15 protein-coding genes and 9 pseudogenes are annotated in these 25,187 nt (G+C 50.1%); 17 read left to right on the top strand and 7 right to left on the bottom strand.

All coding sequences use genetic code 11. The features are described from left to right. Positions 1-307: 307 nt before the first annotated feature. From ES815_RS00465 to ES815_RS24040, 6 genes and pseudogenes are all read left to right on the top strand, one after another. The gene (locus ES815_RS00465) at positions 308-1,168 is read left to right on the top strand and encodes a RepB family plasmid replication initiator protein (protein WP_103181188.1); all 861 of its coding nucleotides are present in this window, start codon (positions 308-310) and stop codon (positions 1,166-1,168) included. A gap of 664 nt (positions 1,169-1,832) precedes the next feature. Continuing rightward, entirely contained in the window at positions 1,833-2,999 is a 1,167-nt protein-coding gene (gene sopA, locus ES815_RS00460) for a plasmid-partitioning protein SopA (protein WP_103181187.1), read from the top strand. Next, the gene (locus ES815_RS00455; protein ID WP_103181186.1) at positions 2,999-3,970 is read left to right on the top strand and encodes a ParB/RepB/Spo0J family plasmid partition protein; all 972 of its coding nucleotides are present in this window, start codon (positions 2,999-3,001) and stop codon (positions 3,968-3,970) included. The genes sopA and ES815_RS00455 overlap by 1 nt, the downstream gene beginning before the upstream one ends. 942 nt (positions 3,971-4,912) lie before the next feature. After that, positions 4,913-5,219 (top strand): annotated as a pseudogene (locus tag ES815_RS23905) (antirestriction protein ArdA). A gap of 1,639 nt (positions 5,220-6,858) precedes the next feature. Then, positions 6,859-8,036 (top strand): IS3 family transposase gene (locus ES815_RS00435; protein WP_142486209.1). Its coding sequence is split into 2 segments (ribosomal slippage): positions 6,859-7,117 and positions 7,117-8,036, totalling 1,179 coding nucleotides; the frame shifts between segments, so codons are not numbered across the junction. A 9-nt stretch (positions 8,037-8,045) separates the two neighbouring features. Then, positions 8,046-8,811 (top strand): annotated as a pseudogene (locus ES815_RS24040) (transposase); the annotation flags it as partial. Positions 8,812-8,915: 104 nt separating this feature from the next. Here the strand turns inward: ES815_RS24040 and ES815_RS23885 are convergent. After that, positions 8,916-9,082: pseudogene (locus ES815_RS23885) on the bottom strand (transposase); the annotation flags it as partial. Positions 9,083-9,436: 354 nt separating this feature from the next. On the opposite strand from ES815_RS23885, the pseudogene ES815_RS00425 reads away from it, so the two are divergent. Both ES815_RS00425 and ES815_RS00420 read left to right on the top strand, forming a co-directional pair. Beyond that, a pseudogene (locus ES815_RS00425) lies at positions 9,437-10,584 on the top strand (IS3 family transposase). Between the two features lie 7 nt (positions 10,585-10,591). Then, the gene (locus tag ES815_RS00420; protein ID WP_223610755.1) at positions 10,592-10,765 is read left to right on the top strand and encodes a hypothetical protein; all 174 of its coding nucleotides are present in this window, start codon (positions 10,592-10,594) and stop codon (positions 10,763-10,765) included. Between the two features lie 3 nt (positions 10,766-10,768). Here the strand turns inward: ES815_RS00420 and ES815_RS00415 are convergent, their stop codons facing one another. From ES815_RS00415 to ES815_RS00400, 4 genes are all read right to left on the bottom strand, one after another. Further along, positions 10,769-11,188: a type II toxin-antitoxin system HigA family antitoxin gene (locus tag ES815_RS00415; RefSeq protein ID WP_103181184.1), complete on the bottom strand. Its 420-nt coding sequence runs from the start codon at positions 11,186-11,188 to the stop codon at positions 10,769-10,771. Beyond that, positions 11,185-11,496, bottom strand: coding sequence for a type II toxin-antitoxin system HigB family toxin (locus tag ES815_RS00410; protein WP_045898923.1), 312 nt, complete (start codon positions 11,494-11,496; stop codon positions 11,185-11,187). Before ES815_RS00410 ends, ES815_RS00415 begins: the two co-directional genes overlap by 4 nt. A gap of 1,048 nt (positions 11,497-12,544) precedes the next feature. Then, positions 12,545-12,943 carry an H-NS family nucleoid-associated regulatory protein gene (locus ES815_RS00405; RefSeq protein ID WP_103825222.1) on the bottom strand — a complete coding sequence of 133 codons (399 nt, stop codon included), beginning with the start codon at positions 12,941-12,943 and terminating at the stop codon, positions 12,545-12,547. 859 nt (positions 12,944-13,802) lie between these two features. Next, positions 13,803-14,216, bottom strand: coding sequence for a hypothetical protein (locus ES815_RS00400; protein ID WP_130588776.1), 414 nt, complete (start codon positions 14,214-14,216; stop codon positions 13,803-13,805). A gap of 658 nt (positions 14,217-14,874) precedes the next feature. Here ES815_RS00400 and ES815_RS00395 point away from each other — a divergent pair. From ES815_RS00395 to ES815_RS00380, 3 genes and pseudogenes are all read left to right on the top strand, one after another. Then, positions 14,875-15,288, top strand: coding sequence for a hypothetical protein (locus tag ES815_RS00395; protein WP_103181181.1), 414 nt, complete (start codon positions 14,875-14,877; stop codon positions 15,286-15,288). A gap of 175 nt (positions 15,289-15,463) precedes the next feature. Beyond that, positions 15,464-16,150, top strand: a pseudogene (locus ES815_RS00385) (efflux RND transporter permease subunit); the annotation flags it as partial. A gap of 75 nt (positions 16,151-16,225) precedes the next feature. Next, a complete protein-coding gene (locus tag ES815_RS00380) occupies positions 16,226-16,714 on the top strand; it encodes a GNAT family N-acetyltransferase (protein WP_103793613.1) in 489 nt (162 codons plus the stop codon). A gap of 44 nt (positions 16,715-16,758) precedes the next feature. Here ES815_RS00380 and cadR read toward each other — a convergent pair whose 3' ends face one another. After that, positions 16,759-17,199: a Cd(II)/Pb(II)-responsive transcriptional regulator gene (gene cadR, locus ES815_RS00375; protein ID WP_003804130.1), complete on the bottom strand. Its 441-nt coding sequence runs from the start codon at positions 17,197-17,199 to the stop codon at positions 16,759-16,761. Positions 17,200-17,284: 85 nt separating this feature from the next. Between cadR and ES815_RS00370 the strand changes: the two genes are divergently transcribed. From ES815_RS00370 to ES815_RS00355, 4 genes and pseudogenes are all read left to right on the top strand, one after another. After that, entirely contained in the window at positions 17,285-19,690 is a 2,406-nt protein-coding gene (locus ES815_RS00370; protein WP_142486208.1) for a heavy metal translocating P-type ATPase, read from the top strand. Beyond that, positions 19,687-20,766 carry a signal peptidase II gene (lspA, locus tag ES815_RS00365; RefSeq protein ID WP_075149163.1) on the top strand — a complete coding sequence of 360 codons (1,080 nt, stop codon included), beginning with the start codon at positions 19,687-19,689 and terminating at the stop codon, positions 20,764-20,766. Before ES815_RS00370 ends, lspA begins: the two co-directional genes overlap by 4 nt. Before the next feature lie 129 nt (positions 20,767-20,895). Next, entirely contained in the window at positions 20,896-21,453 is a 558-nt protein-coding gene (locus tag ES815_RS00360; protein ID WP_004213590.1) for a recombinase family protein, read from the top strand. Between the two features lie 2 nt (positions 21,454-21,455). Then, a pseudogene (locus ES815_RS00355) lies at positions 21,456-22,495 on the top strand (DUF4158 domain-containing protein). Here ES815_RS00355 and ES815_RS00350 read toward each other — a convergent pair. Next, positions 22,382-23,728 (bottom strand): annotated as a pseudogene (locus ES815_RS00350) (Tn3 family transposase); the annotation flags it as partial. The pseudogenes ES815_RS00355 and ES815_RS00350 sit on opposite strands and share 114 nt — an antisense overlap. Here ES815_RS00350 and ES815_RS00345 point away from each other — a divergent pair. Both ES815_RS00345 and ES815_RS00340 read left to right on the top strand, forming a co-directional pair. Further along, positions 23,726-24,424: pseudogene (locus ES815_RS00345) on the top strand (Tn3 family transposase); the annotation flags it as partial. The pseudogenes ES815_RS00350 and ES815_RS00345 sit on opposite strands and share 3 nt — an antisense overlap. A 32-nt stretch (positions 24,425-24,456) precedes the next feature. Further along, positions 24,457-24,705 (top strand): annotated as a pseudogene (locus tag ES815_RS00340) (IS1 family transposase); the annotation flags it as partial. Positions 24,706-25,187: the final 482 nt, after the last annotated feature.

Raw genomic sequence — 25,187 nt, 5'->3', positions numbered from 1 at the left:
ATACACCGGTTAGATCCTATAACACGATCCTATTGAAGATCCTAAATGGATCCTTATAGTCCCAAACAGATCCCCGATCGCTGCAAGCCACGTCAGACAAGGCATTCAGAGGATTTGGGTGTGTCGTATTATGCAATAAGTGTGTCGCAACATGTAATTGGTGTGTCATGCCATGAGCAAAGTGGGTGACATCATGCTCTTGGTGTGTCATAACATGCAAAATGGTGTGTCGCATCATGTCAAATAACGAACTATCCACCTTTTGTGGATAACCTCGAATGGATTCTAACCACAGTGGTGTAACTATATGACTGATAACAATTTTATACCCTCCCAAATTACAAATGAAGGAGAGGTACACCAATTAACAGTCACAAACAATTCATCAGTTCAGCCAGCGATTTTACTGCGTCTGGGTGTCTTTGTTCCTGCCAGTCGTGCAATTCCTAAGGGGCAGAAGTCCGGTATAGATGTTTCTTCGTCGTTCTCCCAGCTTGAGTTCGCCCGTAAGGAAGGTTATGACGAAGTCAGGATCTTTGGTGAGCGACTGAACATATCAACGGACTTCAGCGTCTGGATGGGCATTATTGGTGCCTTCAGTAAATACGGCTTGAAATCAAATACCATCGAGCTGCCTTTCACTGAGTTCGCCGCGTTGTGCCAGTATGATTCTCGCCAGTTTAACAAACGTCTGCGTGACACCATTTTTGATGCTCTTACCCGGATTGGTACCAAGACTGTTCAATTCAACAGTAAGAAAACTGGAGATAAATTTTTTACTCAGCTCCTTAAGAGCGGTAAGTATACGAGAGAGTCCGATACAATCACGCTCCAGGCCGATGAGCGCCTCCATGAACTGTACCAGATTGACTACAACATCCTACTGCGCAAGCGTCCCTACCATATGCTCAAAGGTAAAGAAGTTGCTCAGACACTCTATACCTACATAGCAAGTCTGCCCGATAACCCTGCCCCAATTAGATTTGATCGCATCATTGAGCGATTGAATTTGACCTCTCCAGTAAAGGAGCAGAACCGGCTGATCAAGGCTGCTTTGAAGCAACTACAAGTCATTGGCTACATTGAGTATTCCATTATTAAAGATGGTCGAACTCTAACTGTGTTGATTCATAAGCGAAATAAAAAACTCAAAGAAATGGGGTCATAGAAGGTGGGTCACATTATGCAGGCGATCCAGTAATGGTGGGTCGTATCATGATTTTAGGTGTGTCATAACATGTTATCGTGGCACACTAGTATTCATGCCTGTTTTGTTAGGTTGATTTTTGTACCAATCCAAATGGACCCGCATGCTGTGACACACCTTTAGCATATCGCTGCCCACTTTTTCATGTTTATACCCAACATTTTTAAGATCCTCCGATGATCGTTTTTCTAAGCATGTTGCGACACACTTTATGCATGCTATGACCCACCTTTATCATTCTGGCTATTAAGAAGGTTATTCCCAATAAGTGCGGGTGATGCATTTATGAAAATTACATTTTGTAGAGGTCATGAGTACTGTTTTCAGCCGCCCTGCCCTCATGTATACAGTGTTTCGTCTGCATCAAGGAGGAAAGGGCCGCTCGGTATACGAAAAAGATACCCTACCATTTTGAATGGTTTGCAGTTAATTGTTGTCCAGTAATTTCAAACTTTCAAACTTTCAAACTTTCTTATGAGTTGAAGGATTCTGTTTAAAAAGTTATCAACTTTGCAAGATTTGATGCACTTTGCATTTTTTTAGTGGGTTTGCATATTTTTGGTTGCTTTGCTTGTTTTATCAAGATTTAATATAATTATGCAAAGTTGATTTGAAGGGGTTTCAAATGGGATTAATGGATACGCTTAACCAGTGCATTGCAGCAGGACATGAGATGACGAAAGCCATCGCAATTGCTCAATTTAATGATGATAGCCCTGAAGCAAGAAAAATAACCCGTCGGTGGCGAGTTGGTGAGGCAGCTGACCTGATCGGTGTTTCATCCCAGGCTATTCGTGACGCTGAAAAAGCAGGACGATTGCCGCATCCAGATATGGAATTACGAGGACGCGTTGAACAGCGCGTTGGCTATACCATTGAGCAAATAAACCACATGCGAGATGTGTTTAGTACCCGCCTCCGTCGCCCAGATGAAAGCTTACCTCCGGTAATCGGTGTTGCAGCTCATAAAGGTGGAGTTTATAAAACTTCTGTCTCCGTTCATCTTGCTCAGGATCTGGCTTTAAAAGGACTTCGCGTACTGTTAGTCGAAGGCAACGATCCGCAAGGGACGGCCTCGATGTATCACGGTTGGGTTCCTGATTTACATATTCATTCTGAAGATACTCTCCTCCCCTTCTATCTCGGTGAACGAGATGATGCTTCATATGCGGTAAAACCAACTTGCTGGCCTGGCCTTGATATCATCCCTTCTTGTCTGGCCTTACATCGTATTGAAACTGAGTTGATGGGACGTTTCGACGAAGGAAAGCTGCCGACAGAACCTCACATGATGCTAAGGCTGGCCATTGAAACGGTAGCCCATGATTACGATGTTGTTGTTATCGATAGTGCTCCTAATCTTGGTATCGGCACAATCAACGTTGTATGTGCTGCTGACGTGTTATTAGTCCCTACCCCCGCTGAGCTCTTTGACTATACCTCTGCATTGCAATTTTTCGATATGCTCCGGGATTTGCTGAAGAATGTAGATCTACAAGGCTTTGAACCAGATGTCAGAATCTTGCTTACTAAATATAACAATAATAATGGTTCCCAGTCGCCTTGGATGGAAGAGCAAATCAGGGATGCATGGGGAAGCATGGTTCTTAAAAACGTGGTACGCGAAACGGATGAAGTAGGTAAAGGCCAAATTCGAATGCGAACAGTATTTGAACAAGCAATTGATCAGCGTTCTTCTACTGGAGCATGGAGGAATGCGCTCGCAATTTGGGAGCCGGTTTGTAATGAAATTTTCGACCGTCTCATTAAACCTCGTTGGGAAATCCGCTAATGAAACGAGCACCTATCATCCCTAAATCTATTCCTTCAGTCGTTCCTGTAACTACTGTATCGGCCCCTGCAGCTCCTATGGTAGACACACTAATTGCTCGAGTAGGCGCTATGGCAAAGGGTAATACTATTACCCTTCCCGTGTGTGGACGAGAAGTAAAATTTATTCTTGAGACCATACCCGGTGCAGATGTCGCCAGCTCAACTAAGGTCTGGGCTGGTAATGAACGTGATCAAGCTTTTCTAATAGAAGAGGCTTTGGACGATCTCATACCATCGTTCTTGCTTACCGGCCAACAAAATCCGGCGTTTGGGCGTAAGGTCGACGGTCATATTGAAGTTGCCGATGGTAGTCGCCGTCGCATGACTGCCATCTTTACATCAACTGAGTATCGCATACTCGTTGGTGCCCTTGATGACGAACAGATGGATGCTTTATGCAAACTTGGAAATGATTACAGACCGACAAGTGCTTATGAAAGAGGTACGCGTTATTCTCAACGTTTAGAAAAAGAATTTAACGGAAATATCTCTGCCTTGGCCGATGCTGAAAACATCTCAAGGAAAGTCATAACCAGATGTATCAATACTTCTAGGCTACCAAGAGATGTGATCGCCCTCTTCTCTCATCCAGGCGAGCTTTCCGCAAGGGCTGGCGAAAGTTTACAGAAAATCTTTTCTGAGAACGAAGCTCGTTTACTCGATGGGGCTTTTGAGCTATCAGAGAAGAGAAAAGCAGGTGTAGTACTTGAGGCTGATGAAATAATTCAATTTCTTACTGCCTTGCTTAAAGATTCCAGCAAGAAAGTAAATCAGGCCCCAGAAAAGCGTGAGTTCATTCCTGGAGCAACAGCGCGTTATAAAGGAAATAAAGTGATTATCAGCCTGGATCGTTCCAAACTTTCCGAGGAAGATATTGGGAAGTTTGAAGAAATGCTTGAGCTTTTAGCTACGAAGAAAAACAAGCATTAATTCGGTCGTTATCTTCCTGCTTTACCTTCTTCAAGACCATGGTTCAAATTCCTAATATGGGACCGTGGTCCCAACCCCTTAACTGGGACCGTGGTCCCAACCCCTTAACTGGGACCGTGGTCCCAACCCCTTAACTGGGACCGTGGTCCCAACCCCTTAACTGAGACCGTGGTCCCAACCCCTTAACTGGGACCGTGGTCCCAACCCCTTAACTGGGACCGTGGTCCCAACCCCTTAACTGGGACCGTGGTCCCAACCCCTTAACTGGGACCGTGGTCCCAACCCCTTAACTGGGACCGTGGTCCCGACCCCTTAACTGGGACCGTGGTCCCGACCCCTTAACTGGGACCGTGGTCCCGACCCCTTAACTGGGATCGTGGTCCCAACCCCTTAACTGGGACCGTGGTCCCGACCCCATAACTGGGACCGTGGTCCCGACCCCATAACTGGGACCGTGGTCCAATCTAGTCAGCTCGCATCAGATTATGAATTTTTAAACTTTACCTTAAAAGTTATCCACTGAATCGGTGGGTAAGCCTGTGCACAATGTGTCAGGAAAAGGAGTATTAACTGAGCTCTCAGTGCTTGAAAAAAGGATGTCATGTAGTCCGGCTTACCGCGGGACCTACACGGTGTTATGGCCACGCATCGAGTGACATTCGTGCAGACTGCGGCAAACGCCGTGCCTCTAATCTAGCCCGACCGCTGCGGCTGCAAGGGTGCGCTTGTCCGTCATCCTCGCCCATCGCAGTTATTATCTAATGTCTGCAGCCGGTCTTCCCGTCGTTCTCTCGCTCACTATCCGCTCGATAACCGTACAAGCTGCCTAGGATATTTTCTGCGCCACGGCCTCCTGTAACGCCCATTGCATTCTCCACTATTCGTCGGGCTTCGTTTCGGCACGGCGTAAGCCGGAACTCAGACGACATATACCACGGAGGAATTTTCATGAGCACAACAACACCGGCTGTATACGTTGGCACTTGGCACAAATACAACTGCGGCAGCATTTTCGAAAAGTGGTTCGACTTGACCGATTTGACGGAAAAGAGGATTTTCTCGAATCCTGATATGCCCTGCATTCAAACGAGCACGATCCGCAACTCATGTTCCAAGACTGGGAAGGTATTCCGGCCTGTTGAACGAGATTCCATAGTTGCTTCGTAGTTACTTTGATTTTGAAGCCTACGCGCGTGACTTGTTCAGCGGCGGTCTGGTGTTTGTCGACGGTAATGTGTTCAACAACTGATTAGGACGGGCAGGGGGATCCCCTGCCGCTAAGGAGAGCATCATGAAACTCGATCCACAGACCCTTGGCATATTGCGTCAGTTCAAAACATGATTAATACCAGCCGTCGTGATTCAGGTCAGGGGAAACTGACGACCGCGTAGGTAGTCGATAAAATTTGCTACTTCATGACCTGTCATTGTTGAGTGTATATGGGCGGACACTTCATTTTGAAGGTTGGGAAGGGGTAGGGCTACGGCAGGTGGTTAAGCCGCTATAAACCTGGCAGGCAATCTGCCCACCTGTGCTGTCTGTAGCCCGTATGTGCGGATGAGATTAAGCTTGATGACGGGATATTACAGGGTCGGAGGCGCGTATAAGTGATGCAAATAATGCGAAGTTTTGAAAAGAAGACCAAGACAAGGTTGCTGTAGACCTTGTCACATCCGCTGTTGCATACAAGAATGTATGAATATGCCGGTTATACCTGAAGCGGTGGCCAGAGAATAACCGTAACATCTCAAAGAATATTTTAACGAGCGGGTGCGTCTCTATCGCATCAGTACGTTGCTGCCGACCGCAAATAATCTGCGATATATCGAAATGGCTGAAGCCCATAAAAAGTAGAAAGATCTTTTCAGGAGGCGATGTCGAGAACTCCCTTCACCGGGACTTTTGCCTGAGATTCTAACCATCCTTAAGTCAGGTCTTTACGCAAAAGGCGCTGGTAAGGGTCTGAACCTTAGGTGGAAAGGAATTACTGGTTAGCAACATCACATCTTAATGACATCGCAAGTTAGCAATATAACAAATTCATAAGGTAATAATATTATAAAACAACAACTTGATAATTTTTTTAATTCTTGAGGTTACAATTGACGTCCGGTCGGGCTGTCATGCTTCATACAGAGCCAACGATGCTGTCTCTGCCAAGCTCCTCTGGGGCAGCGGGTGTCCATCCCATGACGCAACATCCATGCTCGCAGGAGCCGGAATGGCTGCGCCGCTCAGTCGCGCCGCTTCCTGCGCTTCAGGCATGGCATCAATGCCGTTGGTGTTATCGATGCCATGCAGAGGGCAATGCGCGCGGCTTACGTCATTACGGCGTGTCCCTGCCCATCTCTCACCGTATGCCTTTTCTCCGTTTATGGCTCTCCTGCCGGGTGCTGATAGCACCACAGTCTTCTTGGTTGACAAACCCTTTCGCAATATATTTCCCCCGGCCATTCCGGTTCGCTTCATTAGACCGGAATAAATTTCCCGCTTGCCCCATACAGCTGCGTCTGCCAATGATGTTTACGCCCCTGCGGCGAAGGGTCTCAAACGGATGAAGTGCATTTATCCGTGGAAAAAAAACAGTGGTTTACCATAAAGCGTTAAAGCCGCGGCTCCGGAAACTCAACGGATAATGTGGTTTTTGAAGGCCAGACCCTGTTCAGAAGGAGGTGTGTAGTGAGCAAAACCCTGAAGGAATTTCATAGCCAGCCGGAGGTGCAGTATGTGCCCACGCCTGGAGATGTGGAATTGATGTAGCCCCCTGAAACACCAGACAGTAGCTGTATCTCCAGATAAGAGATAGGCTTGAATTGAAGTGGTTTACTGAATTTGGCCACCTGAATAGAGGTGATATCATCACCTCATAGTCAAAACAGGTGACATTATGACCGGACGTAACAGACGCAATTTTAGCCCCGAGTTCCGACTTGAGGCTGCCCAGCTTGTACTCGATCAGCACTACACCGTTGCCGCCGCTGCAACGGCAATGAATGTTGGTAAATCCACGATGGATAAATGGGTTCGCCAGCTTAAAGAAGAACGCGCAGGTAAATCCCCAAAGGCCTCTCCGATGACGCCTGAGCAACTTCGCATTCGTGAATTAGAAAAACGACTGCAACGTGTTGAAATGGAAAACGATATATTAAAAAAGGCTACCGCGCTCTTGATGTCAGACTCCCTGAACAATTCTCGTTAGTTGAGAAACTCAGGACGCGGTTTCCTGTTGCCTTTATTTGCAATGTGTTCGGGATCCATCGCAGTAGCTATCGGTACTGGCTAAGCCGACCGCAGAAACCTGATGCAAAACATATCGTTATACTTAGCCTGGTTCGTGAAGTTCATCATGCCAGTAATGGCTCTGCGGGGGCCCGGAGCATTGCCGATATGGTCAGCGCAAAAGGTGTTCCGTTGAGTCGCTGGCGGGCCAGTAAGATAATGAAAGAGCTGAATATTGTTAGTTGCCAGCAACCGGAGCATCGCTACAAAAAAGCCACAAAAGAGCATGTGGATATCCCTAATCATCTGGATCGCCAGTTTGCAGTAACGGAACCTAATCAGACCTGGTGCGGCGACGTGACCTACATCTGGACGGGCAAACGGTGGGCTTATCTGGCGGTTGTTCTGGATTTATTTTCCCGCAAGCCAATAGGCTGGGCGATGTCGTTTTCTCCGGACACAGCTCTGACAGGAAAAGCATTAACGATGGCCTGGGAAGCCAGGGGAAAACCGGCTGACGTTATGTATCATTCTGACCAGGGAAGTCACTATACCAGCAGGGAGTTCAGACGGTTACTGTGGCGTTATCGTATAAAGCAAAGCATGAGTCGACGTGGGAACTGCTGGGACAACAGCCCAATGGAACGATTTTTTCGCAGCCTGAAATCAGAATGGGTACCGAACTGTGGATACGCTAATTTTAGCGAAGCAAATAGATCAATAACGAATTACATCATTGGTTATTACAGCCAGCTCAGACCCCACCAATATAACGGTGGCTTAACACCCAATGAATCAGAGCGATTGTTCTGGAAAAACTCTAAAGCCGTGGCCAGTTTTTGTTGACCACTTCAGGAAACCCTTCGGGGTTACCTTAATGATCATGGCATACCACTGGTTCTCTACTCTGACAGACACAGTATATTCCGAGTAAATAACCCGGAGCGGGAAGGGGAGTTGACTCAGTTTACACGTGCGGTAAAGGCACTGGGCATCGAGCCAATCCATGCCAACAGCCCGCAGGCAAAAGGGCGGTTAGAACGCGCCAATCAGACACTCTAGGACAGGCTGGTTAAGGAAATGCGGCTTCAGGGTATCAGCAATATTGAAACAGCAAACGCATGATTGCCGACATTTATTGAAGCGTATAACGACCGGTTCGCTACGCCGCCTCGTATTGCTGATAATGCCCACCTTGATGTACACCATTCTGAAAGAACTGGGTTATATCTTGAGTCTTCAGGCGAGGCGCGTTCTCTCCAAAAATCTCACTTTCCAGTACAAAAGCATTGAGTTTCAGATACGCAGTGAAGGCCGGGGATATCGACTTCGACATTCGGTTGTCACGGTTTGCTAAAGCTTTGACGGTGAAATGAACGTTCTTTATGTCGGGAAATTATTGGGGTGGTAAAAGTATATTGATGGTCCGGAGCCTATACCACTGGATTATGAGAAGAGTGTCCATGAACGTGTGGATAATGCCCGCATAGATTTACGCTCAAAATTCTATGTAAAATCTAAAGCTGACCACCCTTGGCTTACGCGTCGCGCGCAAATTAATCAGCAAGTGAAGCCTCCGGACTTACCTAAACAGAAGGCTAATCCCGATAAAACGGACTGAAACCGGGGGTTATTCAATTGAGTGCATATCCAGTCATCGGGTAGATTTTTACGTAGCGTTTCTAGCGTGCATTTTTGGGTGGTTTGTTACTGATTAATGGGGGTAAGACGACGATTCTCGTCCTCAAGATCTTTGATTTTTTGATATCAGCAGCTTCCATCCCGCCATATCTCGCCTGCTAGTTTTAATAGCTGGCTTCGGAAATAGCGGCTTAACGACACACATCTTTAATGGTCCTGCCATCTTCGACGGACTTCAGAACGGCGATGATCTGGTGCTCGGTGAATCAGATCTTACGCATAGCGATCTCCCTAGGGGGCATCGGAAGACCTCTAAAAGTGAATGGCGCGGATTGCAGGGATACTTACACCTAGAGTTAACTAATTGTCATAAATTCACTATGGTCAGGTGTTTGTTACTAGGGGAATCATGGGAATTTCAGCTTGAAATTTTGATATTAAATCCTATTAAATCATGCTGTTGCGGAGGTTTTTTTATGGGTACATTTTCGTGCTTTTCGTTCAGTGAAGAGTCCTCTTGAGCAAAGAATTATGTATGGTAATGAATCGCCACGGGTTTAACAGACACCTCAGAGTCATTTAAGATGGCTTAAAGAGAGGTGCCCATGAGCGGTAAGCGTTATCCCGAAGAGTTTAAAACTGAAGCAGTCAAACAGGTTGTTGATCGCGGTTATTCTGTTGCCAGCGTTGCAACACGTCTCGATATCACCACCCACAGCCTTTATGCCTGAATAAAGAAGTACGGTCCGGATCCTTCCATTAATAAAGAACAGTCAGATGCTCAGGCCGAGATCCGCCGTCTCCAGAAAGAGCTGAAGCGGGTTACCGACGAACGGGACATATTAAAAAAAGCCGCGGCGTACTTCGCAAAGCTGTCCGACTGAGGTACGCCTTTATCCGTGACAACTCCTGTTGCTGGCCTGTTCGCCTGCTCTGTCGGGTGCTGGATGTTCATCCCAGTGGTTTTTACGCCTGGCTTCAGCAGCCGCATTCACAACGCCATCAGGCAGACCTGAGACTGACAGGACAGATTAAACAGTTCTGGCTGGAATCGGGATGCGTCTATGGTTATCGCAAAATCCATCTGGATCTGCGTGACAGCGGGCAACAGTGCGGAGTGAACAGAGTCTGGCGACTGATGAAACGTGTCGGGATAAAGGCTCAGGTCGGATACCGGAGCCCGCGGGCACGTAAAGGCGAGGCCAGTATCGTGTCGCCCAACAGGCTCCAGCGACAGTTCAATCCGGATGCTCCGGATAAGCGTTGGGTAACGGACATAACCTACATCAGGACCCACGAAGGCTGGCTGTATCTTGCCGTGGTTGTTGATCTGTTCTCACGCAAAATTATCGGCTGGTCCATGCAATCCCGGATGACAAAGGACATTGTCCTGAACGCACTGCTGATGGCTGTATGGCGCCGTAATCCCCAAAAACAGGTGCTGGTTCATTCGGATCAGGGCAGTCAGTACACAAGCCATGAGTGGCAGTCGTTCCTGAAATCACACGGCCTGGAGGGCAGCATGAGCCGTCACGGTAACTGCCATGATAATGCGGTTGCAGAAAGCTTTTTCCAGTTGTTGAAACGCGAACGGATAAAGAAAAAGAGCTACGGAACGCGGGAAGAAGCCCGCAGTGATATTTTTGATTACATCGAAATGTTTTATAACAGTAAGCGTCGGCATGGTTCCAGCGATCAGATGTCACCGACAGAATATGAAAACCAGTATTATCAACGGCTAGGAAGTGTCTAGATTATCCGTGGCGATTCATGCCGCCAAGAAAGAGGCAGCGTTACAGAAAGAGGAAGAGAAAAACAAGGGACTGGAGCAGTTGGCTGATCAGTTCGCGTTGGAAAAGCAGCCGTTTATTGACGCTCTGGCGATTGCAGGAAAATCACCAGAGCAGCAGAGAAAATGTTTATGGACTACGTGACAGTCAAAGGAACCACTCTGGTTTGACACCAAAACGAGCAGACAGCGCCTTAATGTGCATGATTGTCAGTGACCGCTGACCAGAGAGAATCTGGCTAACCAGCGATTTAGAGCCGATCTCCTCCTTAAGGTCAGAATAAGACAGCCTGTACTGGTCAATCAGGGTGCGCAGAAGGGCAACGCCGACTGGCATTTCAGCGATAGCCTTGTTGAATTCAGCGAAACGAGGGCTGTTATCCTCATAGTCAGCAATTTTACTCGCCAGGAAGTCAATAAGCGGGTTCTCGTCGTCGTTTTCGATCAGATAGTCCACCAACTCTATCGCTTCGCGGTAATCGCTCTCGGACGAACTGCCCCCCAGGAAGGGAACAGCAGCTACGAGTTGTTTGGTTGCTTCAATGGCTTTTGCAGTGTCGGTAATCATTCTTTGTTCTCCCTGTAATAGCGGGTCAACTTGTCGTAATCAGCGTGGGTGGCGATGTGCTTCACATAGAAGCGTTTATTCACGAAATTGATATAGGCGATAACCCTCAAGTTGTTGCCCCCTACATCCAACACCCACCACTTATTACGATACTTAAAATTGTCCAGGCTCGGTATCAGCGTTCGCATCTCAGCTGGAGAAGAAAAGTCCGTCTCGCGGACTAAGCGGTACAGCGCCCGAACGGCTAACGAATCGTTGGGATATTGCTTTGCCGCTTCCTCAAAAGGCTCTTTTGAAATTACGTGCATCTTGCGGTCGTTCCATCCGTTTACATTATGTGAACATGATAGCACCGCCCATACCCGTTTACAATATGTGAACAATGGCGCTTTCCCCTACATAGCGGCTATGTCTTTTCCTGAGCGCAGAGAGCTGATTTACAGCGCCGGAAGTCTCGTCTTCATGCGGACCTCGACCGTTAGCAATGGATGACTGATAAGGAATCACTGTGATAAAGGCAAAACCTGTACCACTCAAATACCGTCCTATCATATGTGAGCTCAAAGATTAAGGTGTTAAGGATGAAATCCTTTCAATCCGAACGGGTGGGTCACTTGAGAAAATTAAGCTAATTAAGGATAAAGGTAAGCGCCATGGAAAATCCAGTAGCGGTCCATGTTGGCCAATTGTGGGAGGAAATAGATCCGGATTTTATTAACGAGATTCGCATTCCTGGTATTACCATCGATGGATGAGCCTAAAGTCATACCGTTCGAAAATACATAAGCTGGGCGTCAGCATCCCGTCTTAATGGTAAACATGATGTGTTATAGACCAGATTCTTATCTGCTATAGCGCAAAGCGAATTTTGTATTTAAACATGGCCGAACTATAACTTCACTGGGCTGTATATCCGCAACATATTTGTAGTATAAGTCACCACTTAGTTCACATACCATTAAGTCGAATCAACAAACAGATGGCGCGCCCCATAATATCTGCCTAACCTATATAGCACAGAGAAATGCAACCTCCTGTTCCAAAAAACAGGATGGATTAAAGCTTAATTTTAAAAGGTTTTTATTGCATGTATTGTTATGCATCGAATCCAATGCAAATAACGGCCATCCGTCATAATATAGTAATTTCATTTAAGCATAACATTGTGAGGGAAATTTAATAGTTAAATGAATGCTAAAAAAATAACCGAAAATCTTGAGGCCTTCAAACAACCAATAACCTTTATCATAAATAGGAAATATTAAACTCATAAAAAGACAGTATCAAAAAAGGCCAGATTACGGCCACTTTTAATGGGTTGAATATTGCGTACACTTTCATTAAATCTGACTTAGATCAGAAATCATCCAGAGTTTTACCTGCTGAAAGTTGCTCAGTTAGATCTTTAGGAGTGCGTCCCTGACCCGTCCATGTTTTGGTCTCACCATTTTCATCAGTAAATGTATATTTGGTAGGGCGAGGCTCACGGAATTTCTTCGGTGAGGAAGATTTTGAAGAGAATGCGCCCATTAGCTCTTCAGGGTTAATACCATCTTCTTCCATTAATTTACGCAGGGCTTCAAATTTTTCCTGACGAGCTTGCAGGGAAGCTGCTTTGGATGATTCTTCCTCACGACGTTCAGAGACAACTACTTCTAACTTTTCAAGGATTTTTTCGAGAATTTCTAAAGGAAGCTCACGGCCCTGAGCGCGAAGAGTACGGATATTGTTTAATGATTTGAGCACTTCAGACATGTGAACTCACTTAAAAATAAACTTAGAATTAACGCCAGATAATAACACATATTTTTGGCGGTAATACGCTACCCTTTAAGAAAAAACTCACATTCACCAATAAGTTGAAACAATATCAGTACTGAGATATGGACATTTTTAATCAACTAAACCTAGCAATGCAGGGATTCTGTCAGGTGATGAAATCCCGAATTATAGGCATTTCACACTGTAAAACCCGGGAGGGGAGTGGGATAAGGCGTCTTGTGTATCAGCAAGCATCTTGTACATCCCCTCCTTTAGGCCTTGTAAATGCAAGGCAGTAAAAATCTGCCCCCCTTAAGAGAAAAAACATAATCTGAAGCCTCAGAAGATCAGGTTTAAATTAACTTTTCTGAACCCCCTGTCCTGTAACACTTTTAGTCAATTAGTCAGATCAGCTGATTATGAACAATGCTAATGCATGTAACACTTTTTTACCAGAAGTGGTCTTCACTTAACAAAATCCTGTACTCAGTCTACTGCTTATGTGCAACTTCTTCGATAAAAGTCGCACATGGTAATGCTGCCTTATGTTTAACTTTTCATGAATAAGTTAAACATGGAGTGAACTCTGATGTTCAACTTTTTTATAAAAAGTTAAACATGGAGTGAAATCTTATGTTCATCTTTTTTATAAAAAGTTAAACATGGAGTGGATTCTTATGTTCAACTTTTTTATAAAAAGTTAAACATGGAAAAATCGACCGTGTTCAACTTTTTGAGTAAAAGTGTTACAAGTATTAATCAAACTTTCACGGATATACAGGGTACGTAAAAAGTAACTTTTTTTCATGCCATTATTCGTCCATTCCACATTCTCAATCCCTATCACTGCCTATCAAGCATCGGCGCTGCGCTTAAACACCTTAAAACTATTTTGTGCATTCTGGCAAAACACGTATGGGTGTTGTCTAAAATCTTCCCCTGTCTGGTATAGTGGATTAAATCCTTTGTGTAGACTATTCGGATACAGGAGGAGAACATGAGAAACTTGTAAATCAGGCGCTACGAAGCACATCAGGATGAGAAATTCAGAAGCCTTGGTAACATAGCCGCTGAAGGTAGAGAGATCTGCAATTACCGGGCGCTCTGAAAGGCGTATAACCTGAAAGGCGTATAACAAGTCTGTAATTTCAGCTACAGATGTGCTAAAATAAGATGCAGAAAAACTGGGCAGTAGATTGTAATCCACAAGCATCCACCATCTGGGATGATAAATGGATTTCGAAATAGCCAACATCGCTGGCGTCACTGTCATTTTCCTGCCGACAGCTAATATTCTTTGTATTCTGACCTTGATATCCAACAATTAGACGGTTGCAAAAAAGTCAAATACCTAGTACCTTACTGAAGGGAGATAGTGTCATTCTGCTACGTGACCTGACATTACCCATAAAAGCAGGCAAACCACTCATGTTTTTCATGTGCTATTTATGCCCACGGCATTTATTTATTAGAAAAAAGAAACTACGCTGGGACGCTTAAAGGTGATATTAACGACTCAATATGGGCTAAATTTCCGGATAAACGGCGGCTTAAGTTACAGGATACGTTTAAACGGAATATCGCCCATATAGAAGCTATCAGAATAGCAGCAAGTGAAAAGGATCTGCCTTCTATCCACGTAGTGTTTATCAACGTAAAATCACGAGTTGATAGTGAAACTGATACACCGAACCGATACTATGGTCTTCAGTACGACACAACGGGAGAATTTTCACCGTCAATTATCGGTATCGACCTGAATACAAGGGAGCATATTCTACTCTCTGGTGCGACGGCAAAGTCTGACCGAGTAATGAACCTTTAAACCCGCATCCAATAAACGCCAAAGCCACCGTGAGTTAACTCGCCTCTTAAGCCGCCTGTTTTTGTTTTTATTTTTATTTTTATTTTTCTCTAGAATGGAAATGAAAAAAACGTTAGCGCTGTCCTTCATCGTTTTCTCTTTTTCTGTGATTGCTGGCCAACAAGCATCCCGTAGCACCTGGAATCTGCAGCACTATAATAACTCCGCCGCAGCCTATATCCGAACGCGATTCATTACAACCTGTGAGCTGGCGATAAAAGGTGAAATCAACGCCAAAGAACCGAGTGAACAATCAACCAAAGGAGTATTAGCGCAAGCCACACAGGGCATGGAGAAAGGAACCCCTGCATATTCAATTATTCATGACACCATTATCCTCGGTACGGATGCAGGCATGATGATTCATGAAAAAGGTAAAGTTGTCGCTAAAGACAAAACCGAACCTCATTCCTGCACTGAGTTCGTCAGTTATACAGAAATAAGAGCGTCATTTCTTAGTTTACCGCAGCCTTAAATGGTCCGAAGCAATCCGTTAAGGCTAACGCCGGTAGTGATGACTCTGATGGTAGTGTTTAAAGAACTACGGCTAAAGCTTTAACCGCATTCTACGATGAAAACGAAGTTGCAGCGGATGACAAGATTGGTGGCCGAAAGGTTGAGGTCAAGGGCGTGGTGCAGAGTATTGATAAAGATTTTACCGGTATCCTGCCATACGCATTACCGGGAGTGCCGCACAGGGAAAATCGTCGGGTACCGCAATGGCGGCAATGGACAAGCTGGCTAAGCACTTACCACCGGGGTTCGCCGGTGAGTGGGCGGGAAGTTCGTTACAGGAAAGGGAGTCCGCATCACAGCTTCCGGGTCTTATTGTGCTCTCGGTACTGGTGGTATTCATGGTGCTGGCTGCGCTTTACGAAAGCTGGTCCGTTCCCTTCGCGGTCATACTCGTTGTTCCTCTGGGGCTGCTTGGCGCTGTGCTCGCCGTATCCGTTACGAATATGACGAATGACGTCTTTTTCAAAGTGGGCCTGATAACCCTGATTGGACTTTCCGCCAAGAATGCGATTTTGATTATCGAGTTCGCGAGACAATTGATGAATGAAGGAAAGAGCCTTATTGATGCGACATTGATGGCAGCAAAGCAGCGCTTGCGGCCAATACTCATGACTTCTCTGGCTTTCACATTAGGTGTTGTTCCGCTGATGCTCGCCAGTGGAGCCAGCGACAGCACGCAGCATGCGATTGGCACCGGTGTATTCGGCGGGATGATTAGCGGAACGCTACTGGCCATTTTCTTTGTTCCGGTATTTTTCGTGGCGATCACCCGATTTACTGGCATGCGAAAAGGCAGACCTGGGAATAGCCGGAACGGCTAATCTCTGCCCTGTGTCCCGGCCAGTTTAAAGCAGGTTTCTTGCTGAACTGGCTGGCATAACATTATCAAGGACATTATGAACATCATTGTCACTCAAAGGTTAATCATTCGCCCTTTTAAGGCAGAGGATGCGGCAGCACTTTTCGATTACCTCTCTTCACCACGTGCTCCTTGCTTTAATGATGAAAAGTTACATTCGCTAGCCGAGGCGGAGAGCGACGTGGCTAAACGAGCCACGGACCCAGCGCAGTTTGCCGTTTGTCTAAAAGAAACTGATACGTTAATCGGACATTTTTTTGCGGACAATAGCGACGAGCCAGACAGCAATACATGGTCAGTGGGCTGGCATTTTAATCAACGTTATGAACGTCAGGGATATGCGAGCGAGTCAGTTGCTGCACTATTTGATTATTTATTTAAAGTAAAAGATGCCAGGCGTTTGTATGCCTGGGTAGAAGTTTACAATCTGGCCTCTCAAAAACTCTGTGAACGTTTGCATATGCGGCATGAAGGTTGTTTTAAAGAGTTTGTCGCCTTTGAAAACGAGGATGGTAAGGCAAGATAGGGGTCGCCTCAGAAAACGGAAAATAAAGCACGCTAAGCCCTTACTTACCCAGATGTTTGACTGTTCGTGGCACTTTCACCATGGCAATTGCAATTGCCCAACCCTTGCAAAATGCCGCACGCCTCTACAGATCGAGAGCCAGAACACTTCTCGCGCAAATCAACCAAGTGCCGTTTTAACTGCAACAGCGCGGACACACGCATTTCCACCTGTTGAATATGGGCCTCCAGCAGCGTGTTGACCTCCCCACAGTCCTGCATCGGGTTGTCTCGCAGACCCAGCAATGCGCGAATCTCGCTCAACGTCATGTCGAGCGAACGGCAATGACGGATGAATTGCAAGCGCTCAATGTGCGCCTCACCGTACAGCCGGAAGTTGCCACCGCTTCGCGCTGGCTTCGGCAGTAGCCCTTCCTTCTCGTAGTAGCGGATGGTCACGACCTCGCACCCAGAGCGCTTGGCGAGGTCGCCAATTCTGATTTCCATGCATCAATCTCCAATTATCACTTGACTCTATAGTGACTATAGAGATTTTAATGGAGGCTGAATAGAAGATTTTCAGGAGTTACTCATGAGCGAATGCGCTTCAAAGGGGTGTGGCTGCACGACTGAGCCGATCATCCAACCCACGGCACCGGCCCCGCTGGCAACCGGATCGGCTCAAGCGGTGTACCGCATCGAGAACATGGATTGCCCGACCGAAGAGGCGCTGATCCGAAGCAAACTGGCCGGTCTGGCGGGGGTGGCGGGTCTTGAATTCAACCTGATGCAACGTACCTTGGCCGTGCGACACGAATTGCCTTCGTTGTCTCCCGTCGAGCAGGCGCTGAAGGCCATCGGCATGCAAGCTGTGCGCATGGATCAGGCGTCGGCCGAGCAGACGACCAGGCTGTCCATTGCCAAGATGGATTGCCCGACCGAAGAGACGTTGATCCGCAACAAGCTCGGCACCGTGGCCGGTGTTGCTGATCTCGATTTCAACCTGATGCAGCGCACGCTGTCGGTACGCCATGCGAACCAGGTTCTGCCAGACGTGCTCGTGGCACTGCAAGCGCTTGGATTCGAGGCGCAGGTCGTGGACACGGCAGAGGTCGCATCTCCATCCGCCGCCCCTGTGACCACGCCGACCAACTGGTGGCCGCTGGGCATCTCCTTGGTCACTGCATCGGCGGCCGAGGCGGTCTACTGGCTCCACAACGGCAATCACTGGTCGGTTGTCGTTCTGGCGCTTGTCGCGGTCTTCACGGGTGGCCTCTCCACCTACAAGAAGGGGTGGATTGCGCTCAAGAACCGTAATCTCAACATGAACGCCCTCATGTCGATTGCGGTCACGGGTGCCATGTTGATCGGCCACTGGCCCGAAGCGGCAATGGTGATGGTACTGTTCGCGCTGGCCGAGGTAATCGAAGCCAAATCGCTGGATCGCGCTCGTAACGCTATCCGTGGCCTGCTCGACCTGACCCCGGAACAGGCCACGGTACAGCAGGCTGACGGCACATGGCGCGAGGTGGGCGCCAAGCAAATCACCATCGGCGCCCGCGTCCGGGTCAAACCAGGTGAGCGCATCGCCCTTGATGGTGAGGTGCTGGAAGGCCGCTCTGCCGTCAACCAAGCCCCGATCACGGGTGAAAGCCTCCCGGTCGAAAAATCCCCCGGTGATTCGGTGTTCGCTGGCACGATCAACGAATCCGGCTCGTTCGAGTACCGCGTCACCGCCTTGGCCAACAACTCCACTTTGGCCCGGATCATTCACGCGGTAGAGGCTGCGCAAGGTAGTCGTGCGCCGACTCAGCGTTTTGTCGATCAGTTCGCCCGCTGGTACACCCCCGTTGTATTCGGCGTTGCCATCGCCGTCGCGTTGTTGCCGCCGCTGTTCATGGGTGCGGCATGGCTCGACTGGATCTACCGTGCATTGGTTCTGCTGGTGGTCGCCTGCCCGTGCGCACTGGTGATCTCTACACCGGTCAGCATCGTCAGCGGCCTGGCCGCCGCCGCCCGCCACGGCATTCTCATCAAAGGTGGCGTCTATCTGGAAGAAGGCCGCAAGCTGCGCTGGCTGGCTCTGGACAAGACCGGCACGATCACGCACGGCAAGCCCGCACAGACCGACTTTGTCACATGGGGCAATGCACTCGCCTCGGACAGCCGCAGCATCGCTGCCAGTCTGGCGGCCCGCTCGGACCATCCTGTATCCAAGGCGGTGGCACAGGCCGCGCAGACGGACGGGGTTGCCTTGCTCGACGTGGCCGAATTCAACGCGCTGCCCGGTCGGGGTGTGCAAGGCCAAATCAACGGTGCGACCTACCATCTGGGCAACCACCGGATGCTCGAAGAGCTGGGGCAGTGCACACCAGAGCTGGAGCAGCGCATCGCTGCGCTGGAAACCGCTGGCAAGACCGTCGTGATGTTGGTAGGCGCAAAGGCGGTACATGCCTTATTCGCCGTAGCGGACACCATCAAGGACAGCAGCAGGACCGCCATCGCCGAGCTGCACGCACTGGGCATCAACACCATGATGCTGACCGGCGACAACCCCCATACGGCACAGGCCATTGCCGCACAAGCCGGAATCGACCGTGCGCAAGGCAACCTACTCCCAGATGACAAATTGCGCGAAGTGGAGCAACTGGCCCGAAGCGGCAAGGTTGGCATGGTCGGTGATGGCATCAACGATGCCCCGGCCTTGGCGCGTGCGGACATCGGCTTTGCAATGGGAGCGGCTGGCACAGATACCGCAATCGAGACCGCCGACGTGGCCCTGATGGACGACAACCTGCGCAAGATTCCGACCTTCGTGCGCCTGTCGCGTGCGACGGCGCAGGTGCTGATGCAAAACATTGTGCTGGCCCTTGGCATCAAGGCAGTATTTCTGGTGCTGACCTTCACGGGTCAAGCGACCATGTGGATGGCGGTGTTTGCTGATATGGGGGCCAGCTTGCTCGTCGTTGGCAATGGCTTGAGGCTGTTGCGCAAATGAGCTGGAAATTCTTTCTCTACGACTGGGGTGGTCTGAACATCGCGTTGTTCCAAGCCATCAACATGAGCACACCTGCAGCGCTGGAACCGCTGGCATCGTTCTTCAACCTTGTGATAGGCAACTACTGGACTGCACCACTGATGCTCTTGGCGATGTGGGGATGGTCAAAGTCGGCACCTGACCCAACGCGGGCCGATGCCATCCGGTACAGACTCAGAGTCTTTAGCGTGGCCTTTGCGTTGGCATTTCTCGTCGCCACCATCTTGAAGCTATGGATCGACTTTCCACGCCCGCCTGCCGTTTTTGGCGACATGGTGCGCGTTATCGGGGGCATCGAACGACACTACAGCCTGCCCAGCGGGCATGCCACCTATGCCGCGCTGGTGGTCGGCGCGCTCTGGCCTTTGATAGGCCGTCGTGGCCGCATCGGCTTGGTGTTGTACGCCGCATTGGTCGGTTGGTCACGCATCGCAGCCGGAATGCACTTTCCTGCCGATGTGCTGGCGGGGTGGGTACTTGGATTGAGTTGCACGGCGCTCGCCGGGTGGCTGATGCCGCTGGCCGTCCCTGTGTGGCAATCGGCTCGCCGCACATCGACTTGGGTCTGGTTCGCAGTGGCCGCCAGTGCTGTCATGACCGATCAGCTCGCAAAGTTCGCCATCACCCGCACGTTTGCCTACGGTGAACAGGTCGAAGTCACGCCCTTCTTCAACTTCGTCCATGTCCTGAATCCCGGCGCGGCATTCAGCTTTCTGGCGAACGCTGGCGGCTGGCAACGTTACTTTTTCATCACGCTGGGCCTGGTCGTTTCTGCTTGGCTGGGACGCATGCTGTGCCAGCAATTGCCCCGTCTCGAAGCGATGGGATACAGCCTGATCCTCGGCGGTGCGCTGGGCAATGTCGCGGATCGTGTGCTGCGTGGACAGGTTGTTGATTTCCTTGACTTCCATTGGCGACTTGCGCACTGGCCCGCCTTCAACCTCGCTGATGTGGCGATAACTATCGGAGCGCTCTGCCTGTTCTTGACGGTTGTACCGAAAAGCAGTAAAGGCACAGAGGCCGAGGTGTCCGGTTAAGCTATACCCTAACCTGATGTCAGATGCTTGGCGCAAAGCACGTCAGAATAGAGTTGTAGTTTGTATTTATTGACACAAGCCGCCAAGGGTAATGGATTTCATCCTGACACTTTTACCTTTGGAGGCACCTTGCAAGGTCAACGCATTGGCTATATCCGCGTCAGCAGCTTCGACCAGAACCCTGATCGGCAACTGGAGCAAATCGAAGTCGGTAAGGTATTCACCGATAAGGCTTCCGGCAAGGACACGCAACGTCCCGAACTTGAAAGGCTGCTGGCCTTTGTGCGCGAGGGCGACACCGTGGTGGTGCACAGCATGGACAGGTTGGCACGCAATCTCGATGACCTGCGCCGCATCGTTCAGGGGCTGACACAACGGGGCGTGCGGATGGAGTTTGTCAAAGAAGGGCTGGCGTTCACCGGCGATGACTCACCGATGGCCAATTTGATGCTGTCGGTCATGGGGGCTTTTGCGGAGTTCGAGCGCGCACTGATCCGCGAACGCCAGCGCGAGGGAATCGTGCTGGCCAAGCAGCGCGGTGCCTACCGGGGACGAAAGAAATCGCTGAACAGCGAACAAATTGCCAAGTTGAAACAGCGAGTCGCGGCAGGCGATCAAAAAACCTTGGTGGCCCGTGACTTCGGCATCAGTCGCGAAACCTTGTACCAGTACCTGCGGGAAGACTGATCATGCCGCGCCGCTCAATCCTGTCCGCCACCGAGCGCGAAAGCCTGCTGGCACTACCAGATGCCAAAGACGAACTGATACGGCACTACACGTTCAACGAAACCGACCTATCGGTGATCCGCCAGCGTCGCGGCGCTGCGAATCGATTGGGCTTCGCCGTGCAGCTTTGCTACTTGCGATTCCCTGGCATCTTCTTGGGCATCGATGAGCCTCCGTTTCCGCCCCTGTTGCGCATGGTGGCCGCACAACTCAAGGTGCCGGTGGAAAGTTGGAACGATTACGGCCAGCGCGAGCAGACGCGGCGGGAGCACTTGGTCGAGCTGCAAACGGTGTTCGGGTTCAAGCCCTTCACCATGAGTCACTACCGGCAGCCGTGCATACATTGACCGAGCTGGCCTTGCAGACCGATAAAGGGATTGTGCTGGCCAGCACCCTTGTCGAAAACCTGCGGCGGCAGAGCATCATCCTGCCCGCCATGAATGCCATCGAGCGCGCGAGCGCCGAGGCCATCACCCGTGCCAACCGGCGTATTTACGCGGCGTTGACCGATTCTTTGTTATCGCTCCACCGTCAGCGCCTGGACGAACTTCTCAAGCGCAAGGACGGCAGCAAATTGACGTGGCTGGCATGGCTGCGCCAGTCGCCCGTCAAGCCGAACTCTCGGCATATGCTTGAACACATCGAGCGCCTCAAGGCTTGGCAGGCGCTTGACCTTCCCGCAGGCATCGAGCGACAAGTTCACCAGAACCGCCTGCTCAAGATCGCCCGTGAGGGTGGGCAGATGACGCCTGCCGATCTGGCAAAGTTCGAGATGCAACGACGCTATGCCACTCTGGTTTCGCTGGCCATTGAAGGTATGGCCACCGTCACCGACGAAATCATCGACCTGCACGACCGCATCATTGGCAAACTATTCAACGCCGCCAAGAACAAGCATCAGCAGCAGTTTCAGGCTTCCGGCAAAGCCCGCTGTGTCGGTGTAGTGCTCCTCGATCCGCAAGTCCGACTCGTGGTACAGCAGGCCATCGAGCACATAGGTTGAATCACGCACGCCGACGTTGACTACCTTGGTGCTGAAGGGCGCGTACTGGTCGGAGATATGGGTATAAAACGTCCGGCCTGGACTGCTTCCATACTTCGGGTTGATATGCCCGGTGCTCTCCGCTTTGCTGCCGGTTCTGAAATTTTGGCCATCCGACGATGACGTGGTGCCATCGCCCCAGTTTCCGGCAAAGGATTGCCGGAACTGCGCGTTGACCAGTTCGGCCAGCGCCGTTGAGTACGTTTCATCCCGGATGTGCCAGGCTTGCAGCCACGACAGCTTGGCGTAAGTCGTGCCTGGGCAGGACTCGGCCATCTTGGTTAGCCCGAGATTGATGCCATCAGCCAGGATCGTCGTCAGCAGCAAGGTTTTGTCCTTGGCCGTGTCGCCGGTCTTCAGATGCGTGAAATGCCGGGTGAAGCCTGTCCACTCATCAACTTCCATCAGCAGTTCGGTAATCTTGACGTGTGGCAGCAGCATCGCCGACTGGTCGATTAGGGCTTGTGCGGTCTCCGGCACCGCCGCGTCCAGCGGCGTGATCTTCAGGCCGGACTCGGTAATGATGGCATCCGGCAGATCATTGGCCGCCGCCATGCGGTTGACGGTGGCAAGCTGCTGTTCCAGCAATGCCAGTCGGTCGTGCAAATACTGATCGCAATCGGTGGCCACTGCCAGCGACAATTCGTTGGCCAGCTTCAGAGTAGCGAACTTCTCGGCCGGCACCAGGTACTCATCAAAGTCCTTGAACTGGCGCGAACCCTGCACCCAGACATCGCCTGATCGCAGCGCGTTCTTTAGCTCTGACAGGGCGCACAGCTCGTAGTAGCGCCGGTCAATGCCATCGTCCGTGAGCACCAGTTTCGCCCAGCGTGGCTTGATGAATGCGGTCGGCGCGTCGGCGGGCACCTTGCGGGCGTTGTCGCTGTTCATGCCGCGAAGCACCTCGATGGCATCGAGTACGCCCTTGGCGGCTGGTGCCGCCCGTAACTTAAGTACGTCCAGGAACTGCGGCGCGTAGCGGCGCAACGTGGCGTAGCTTTCACCGATGCGATGCAGAAAGTCGAAGCTCTCCGGCTGCGCGAGCTTTTGCGCCTCCGTGACGCTGGCGGCGAAGGTATCCCACGGCATTACGGCCTCGATGGCGGCGAACGGATCGCCGCCGCTCTGTTTGGCTTCCAGCAAGGCTTGGCCGATGCGGCCATACATCCGCACCTTGTCATTGATCGCCTTACCGATCATGTCTTCGGCCTGATGCACCTACTGGGCTTCCGATTCGCGCCACGTATCCGAGACCTGGGCGACACCAAGCTATTCATCCCAAAGGGCGATGCCGCCTATGACGCGCTCAAGCCGATGATTAGCAGCGACCGGCTGAACATCAAGCAGATACGCGCCCATTGGGATGAAATCTTGCGGTTCGCCACTTCGATCAAGCAGGGTACGGTGACGGCCTCGCTGATGTTGCGCAAGCTCGGCAGCTATCCGCGTCAGAACGGACTGGCCGTTGCACTGCGCGAGCTGGGGCGCATTGAGCGCACGTTGTTCATACTGGATTGGCTGCAAAGCGTGGAGCTGCGCCGCCGCGTGCAGGCCGGACTCAACAAAGGCGAGGCGCGCAACGCGCTGGCCAGGGCGGTGTTCTTCAACCGACTGGGCGAAATCCGCGACCGCAGTTTTGAGCAACAACGCTACCGGGCCAGCGGCCTCAATCTGGTAACGGCGGCCATCGTGCTTTGGAACACGGCCTATCTGGAACGGGCAACCAATGCTTTGAACGGGCACGGCAAACCGGTAGACGAGACGCTGTTTCAATACCTGTCACCGCTGGGGTGGGAACACATCAATCTGACCGGCGATTACCTCTGGCGCAGCAGCACCAAGGTCGGCGCAGGCAAGTTCAGACCGTTGCGACCACTGCCACCGGCTTAACGTGCTTTATTTTCCGTTTTCTGAGACGATCCCTTATGAGCCTGCTGTCACCCTTTGACGTGGTGATATGGATGACGGATGGCTGGCCGCTGTATGAATCCCGCCTGAAGGGAAAGCTGCACGTAATCAGCAAGCGATATACGCAGCGAATTGAGCGGCATAACCTGAATCTGAGGCAGCACCTGGCACGGCTGGGACGGAAGTCGCTGTCGCTCTCAAAATCGGTGGAGCTGCATGACAAAGTCATCGGGCATTATCTGAACATAAAACACTATCAATAAGTTGGAGTCATTACCCTTTTTTCGGTAATGATACCAACGTGTTGATTTCGTATTTTCACTGACACCAGGATCATCCTGATGTTACAAGGATTGAATGACCACTACAAAAGCACTTCGCCGGGCTCATGAGGACATGGAAAATAAAAATGTGAACGGGAAAATTGTTTTTTCAGGGTTCTGATGAACAGGCCTGTCAGAGTAAAAAAAGATTCGGGTTCAGCACAATGCTGAATTCTGTCTGGCTATAGAGTAAGAATCGTACCGGAATTGAGCATTTACCCTCAGTACCTGCGGATGAAAAAGCAGTCTGCCCTGACATACTGAACAATCCCTTCTCATAAGATGCCTCTCTTTTGCTGTTTAAAGAGCTGAGCAGTCCGGGCGGAGACTGACCTCGTTCCGCTTTCCAAGCGACCCCCTTGTTGAAAGTGCGACAAAAGAGATAGGGCGAATGACTATACTTCGCTCATAGCTGCCCGTCA

Source organism: Leclercia adecarboxylata (genome assembly GCF_006874705.1).
Taxonomy (GTDB): domain Bacteria; phylum Pseudomonadota; class Gammaproteobacteria; order Enterobacterales; family Enterobacteriaceae; genus Enterobacter; species Enterobacter adecarboxylatus_C.
This window is presented reverse-complemented; position numbering and strand designations above follow the sequence as displayed.

Bases quoted from the DNA above. Each gene is read 5' to 3' on its own strand.
- ES815_RS00465 (WP_103181188.1), top strand. From the start codon at position 308: ATGACTGATAACAATTTTATACCCTCCCAAATTACAAATGAAGGAGAG.
- sopA (WP_103181187.1), top strand. From the start codon at position 1,833: ATGGGATTAATGGATACGCTTAACCAGTGCATTGCAGCAGGACATGAG.
- ES815_RS00455 (WP_103181186.1), top strand. From the start codon at position 2,999: ATGAAACGAGCACCTATCATCCCTAAATCTATTCCTTCAGTCGTTCCT.
- ES815_RS00415 (WP_103181184.1), bottom strand. From the start codon at position 11,188: ATGATTACCGACACTGCAAAAGCCATTGAAGCAACCAAACAACTCGTA.
- ES815_RS00410 (WP_045898923.1), bottom strand. From the start codon at position 11,496: ATGCACGTAATTTCAAAAGAGCCTTTTGAGGAAGCGGCAAAGCAATAT.
- ES815_RS00405 (WP_103825222.1), bottom strand. From the start codon at position 12,943: ATGTCTGAAGTGCTCAAATCATTAAACAATATCCGTACTCTTCGCGCT.
- ES815_RS00395 (WP_103181181.1), top strand. From the start codon at position 14,875: ATGAAAAAAACGTTAGCGCTGTCCTTCATCGTTTTCTCTTTTTCTGTG.
- ES815_RS00380 (WP_103793613.1), top strand. From the start codon at position 16,226: ATGAACATCATTGTCACTCAAAGGTTAATCATTCGCCCTTTTAAGGCA.
- cadR (WP_003804130.1), bottom strand. From the start codon at position 17,199: ATGGAAATCAGAATTGGCGACCTCGCCAAGCGCTCTGGGTGCGAGGTC.
- ES815_RS00370 (WP_142486208.1), top strand. From the start codon at position 17,285: ATGAGCGAATGCGCTTCAAAGGGGTGTGGCTGCACGACTGAGCCGATC.
- lspA (WP_075149163.1), top strand. From the start codon at position 19,687: ATGAGCTGGAAATTCTTTCTCTACGACTGGGGTGGTCTGAACATCGCG.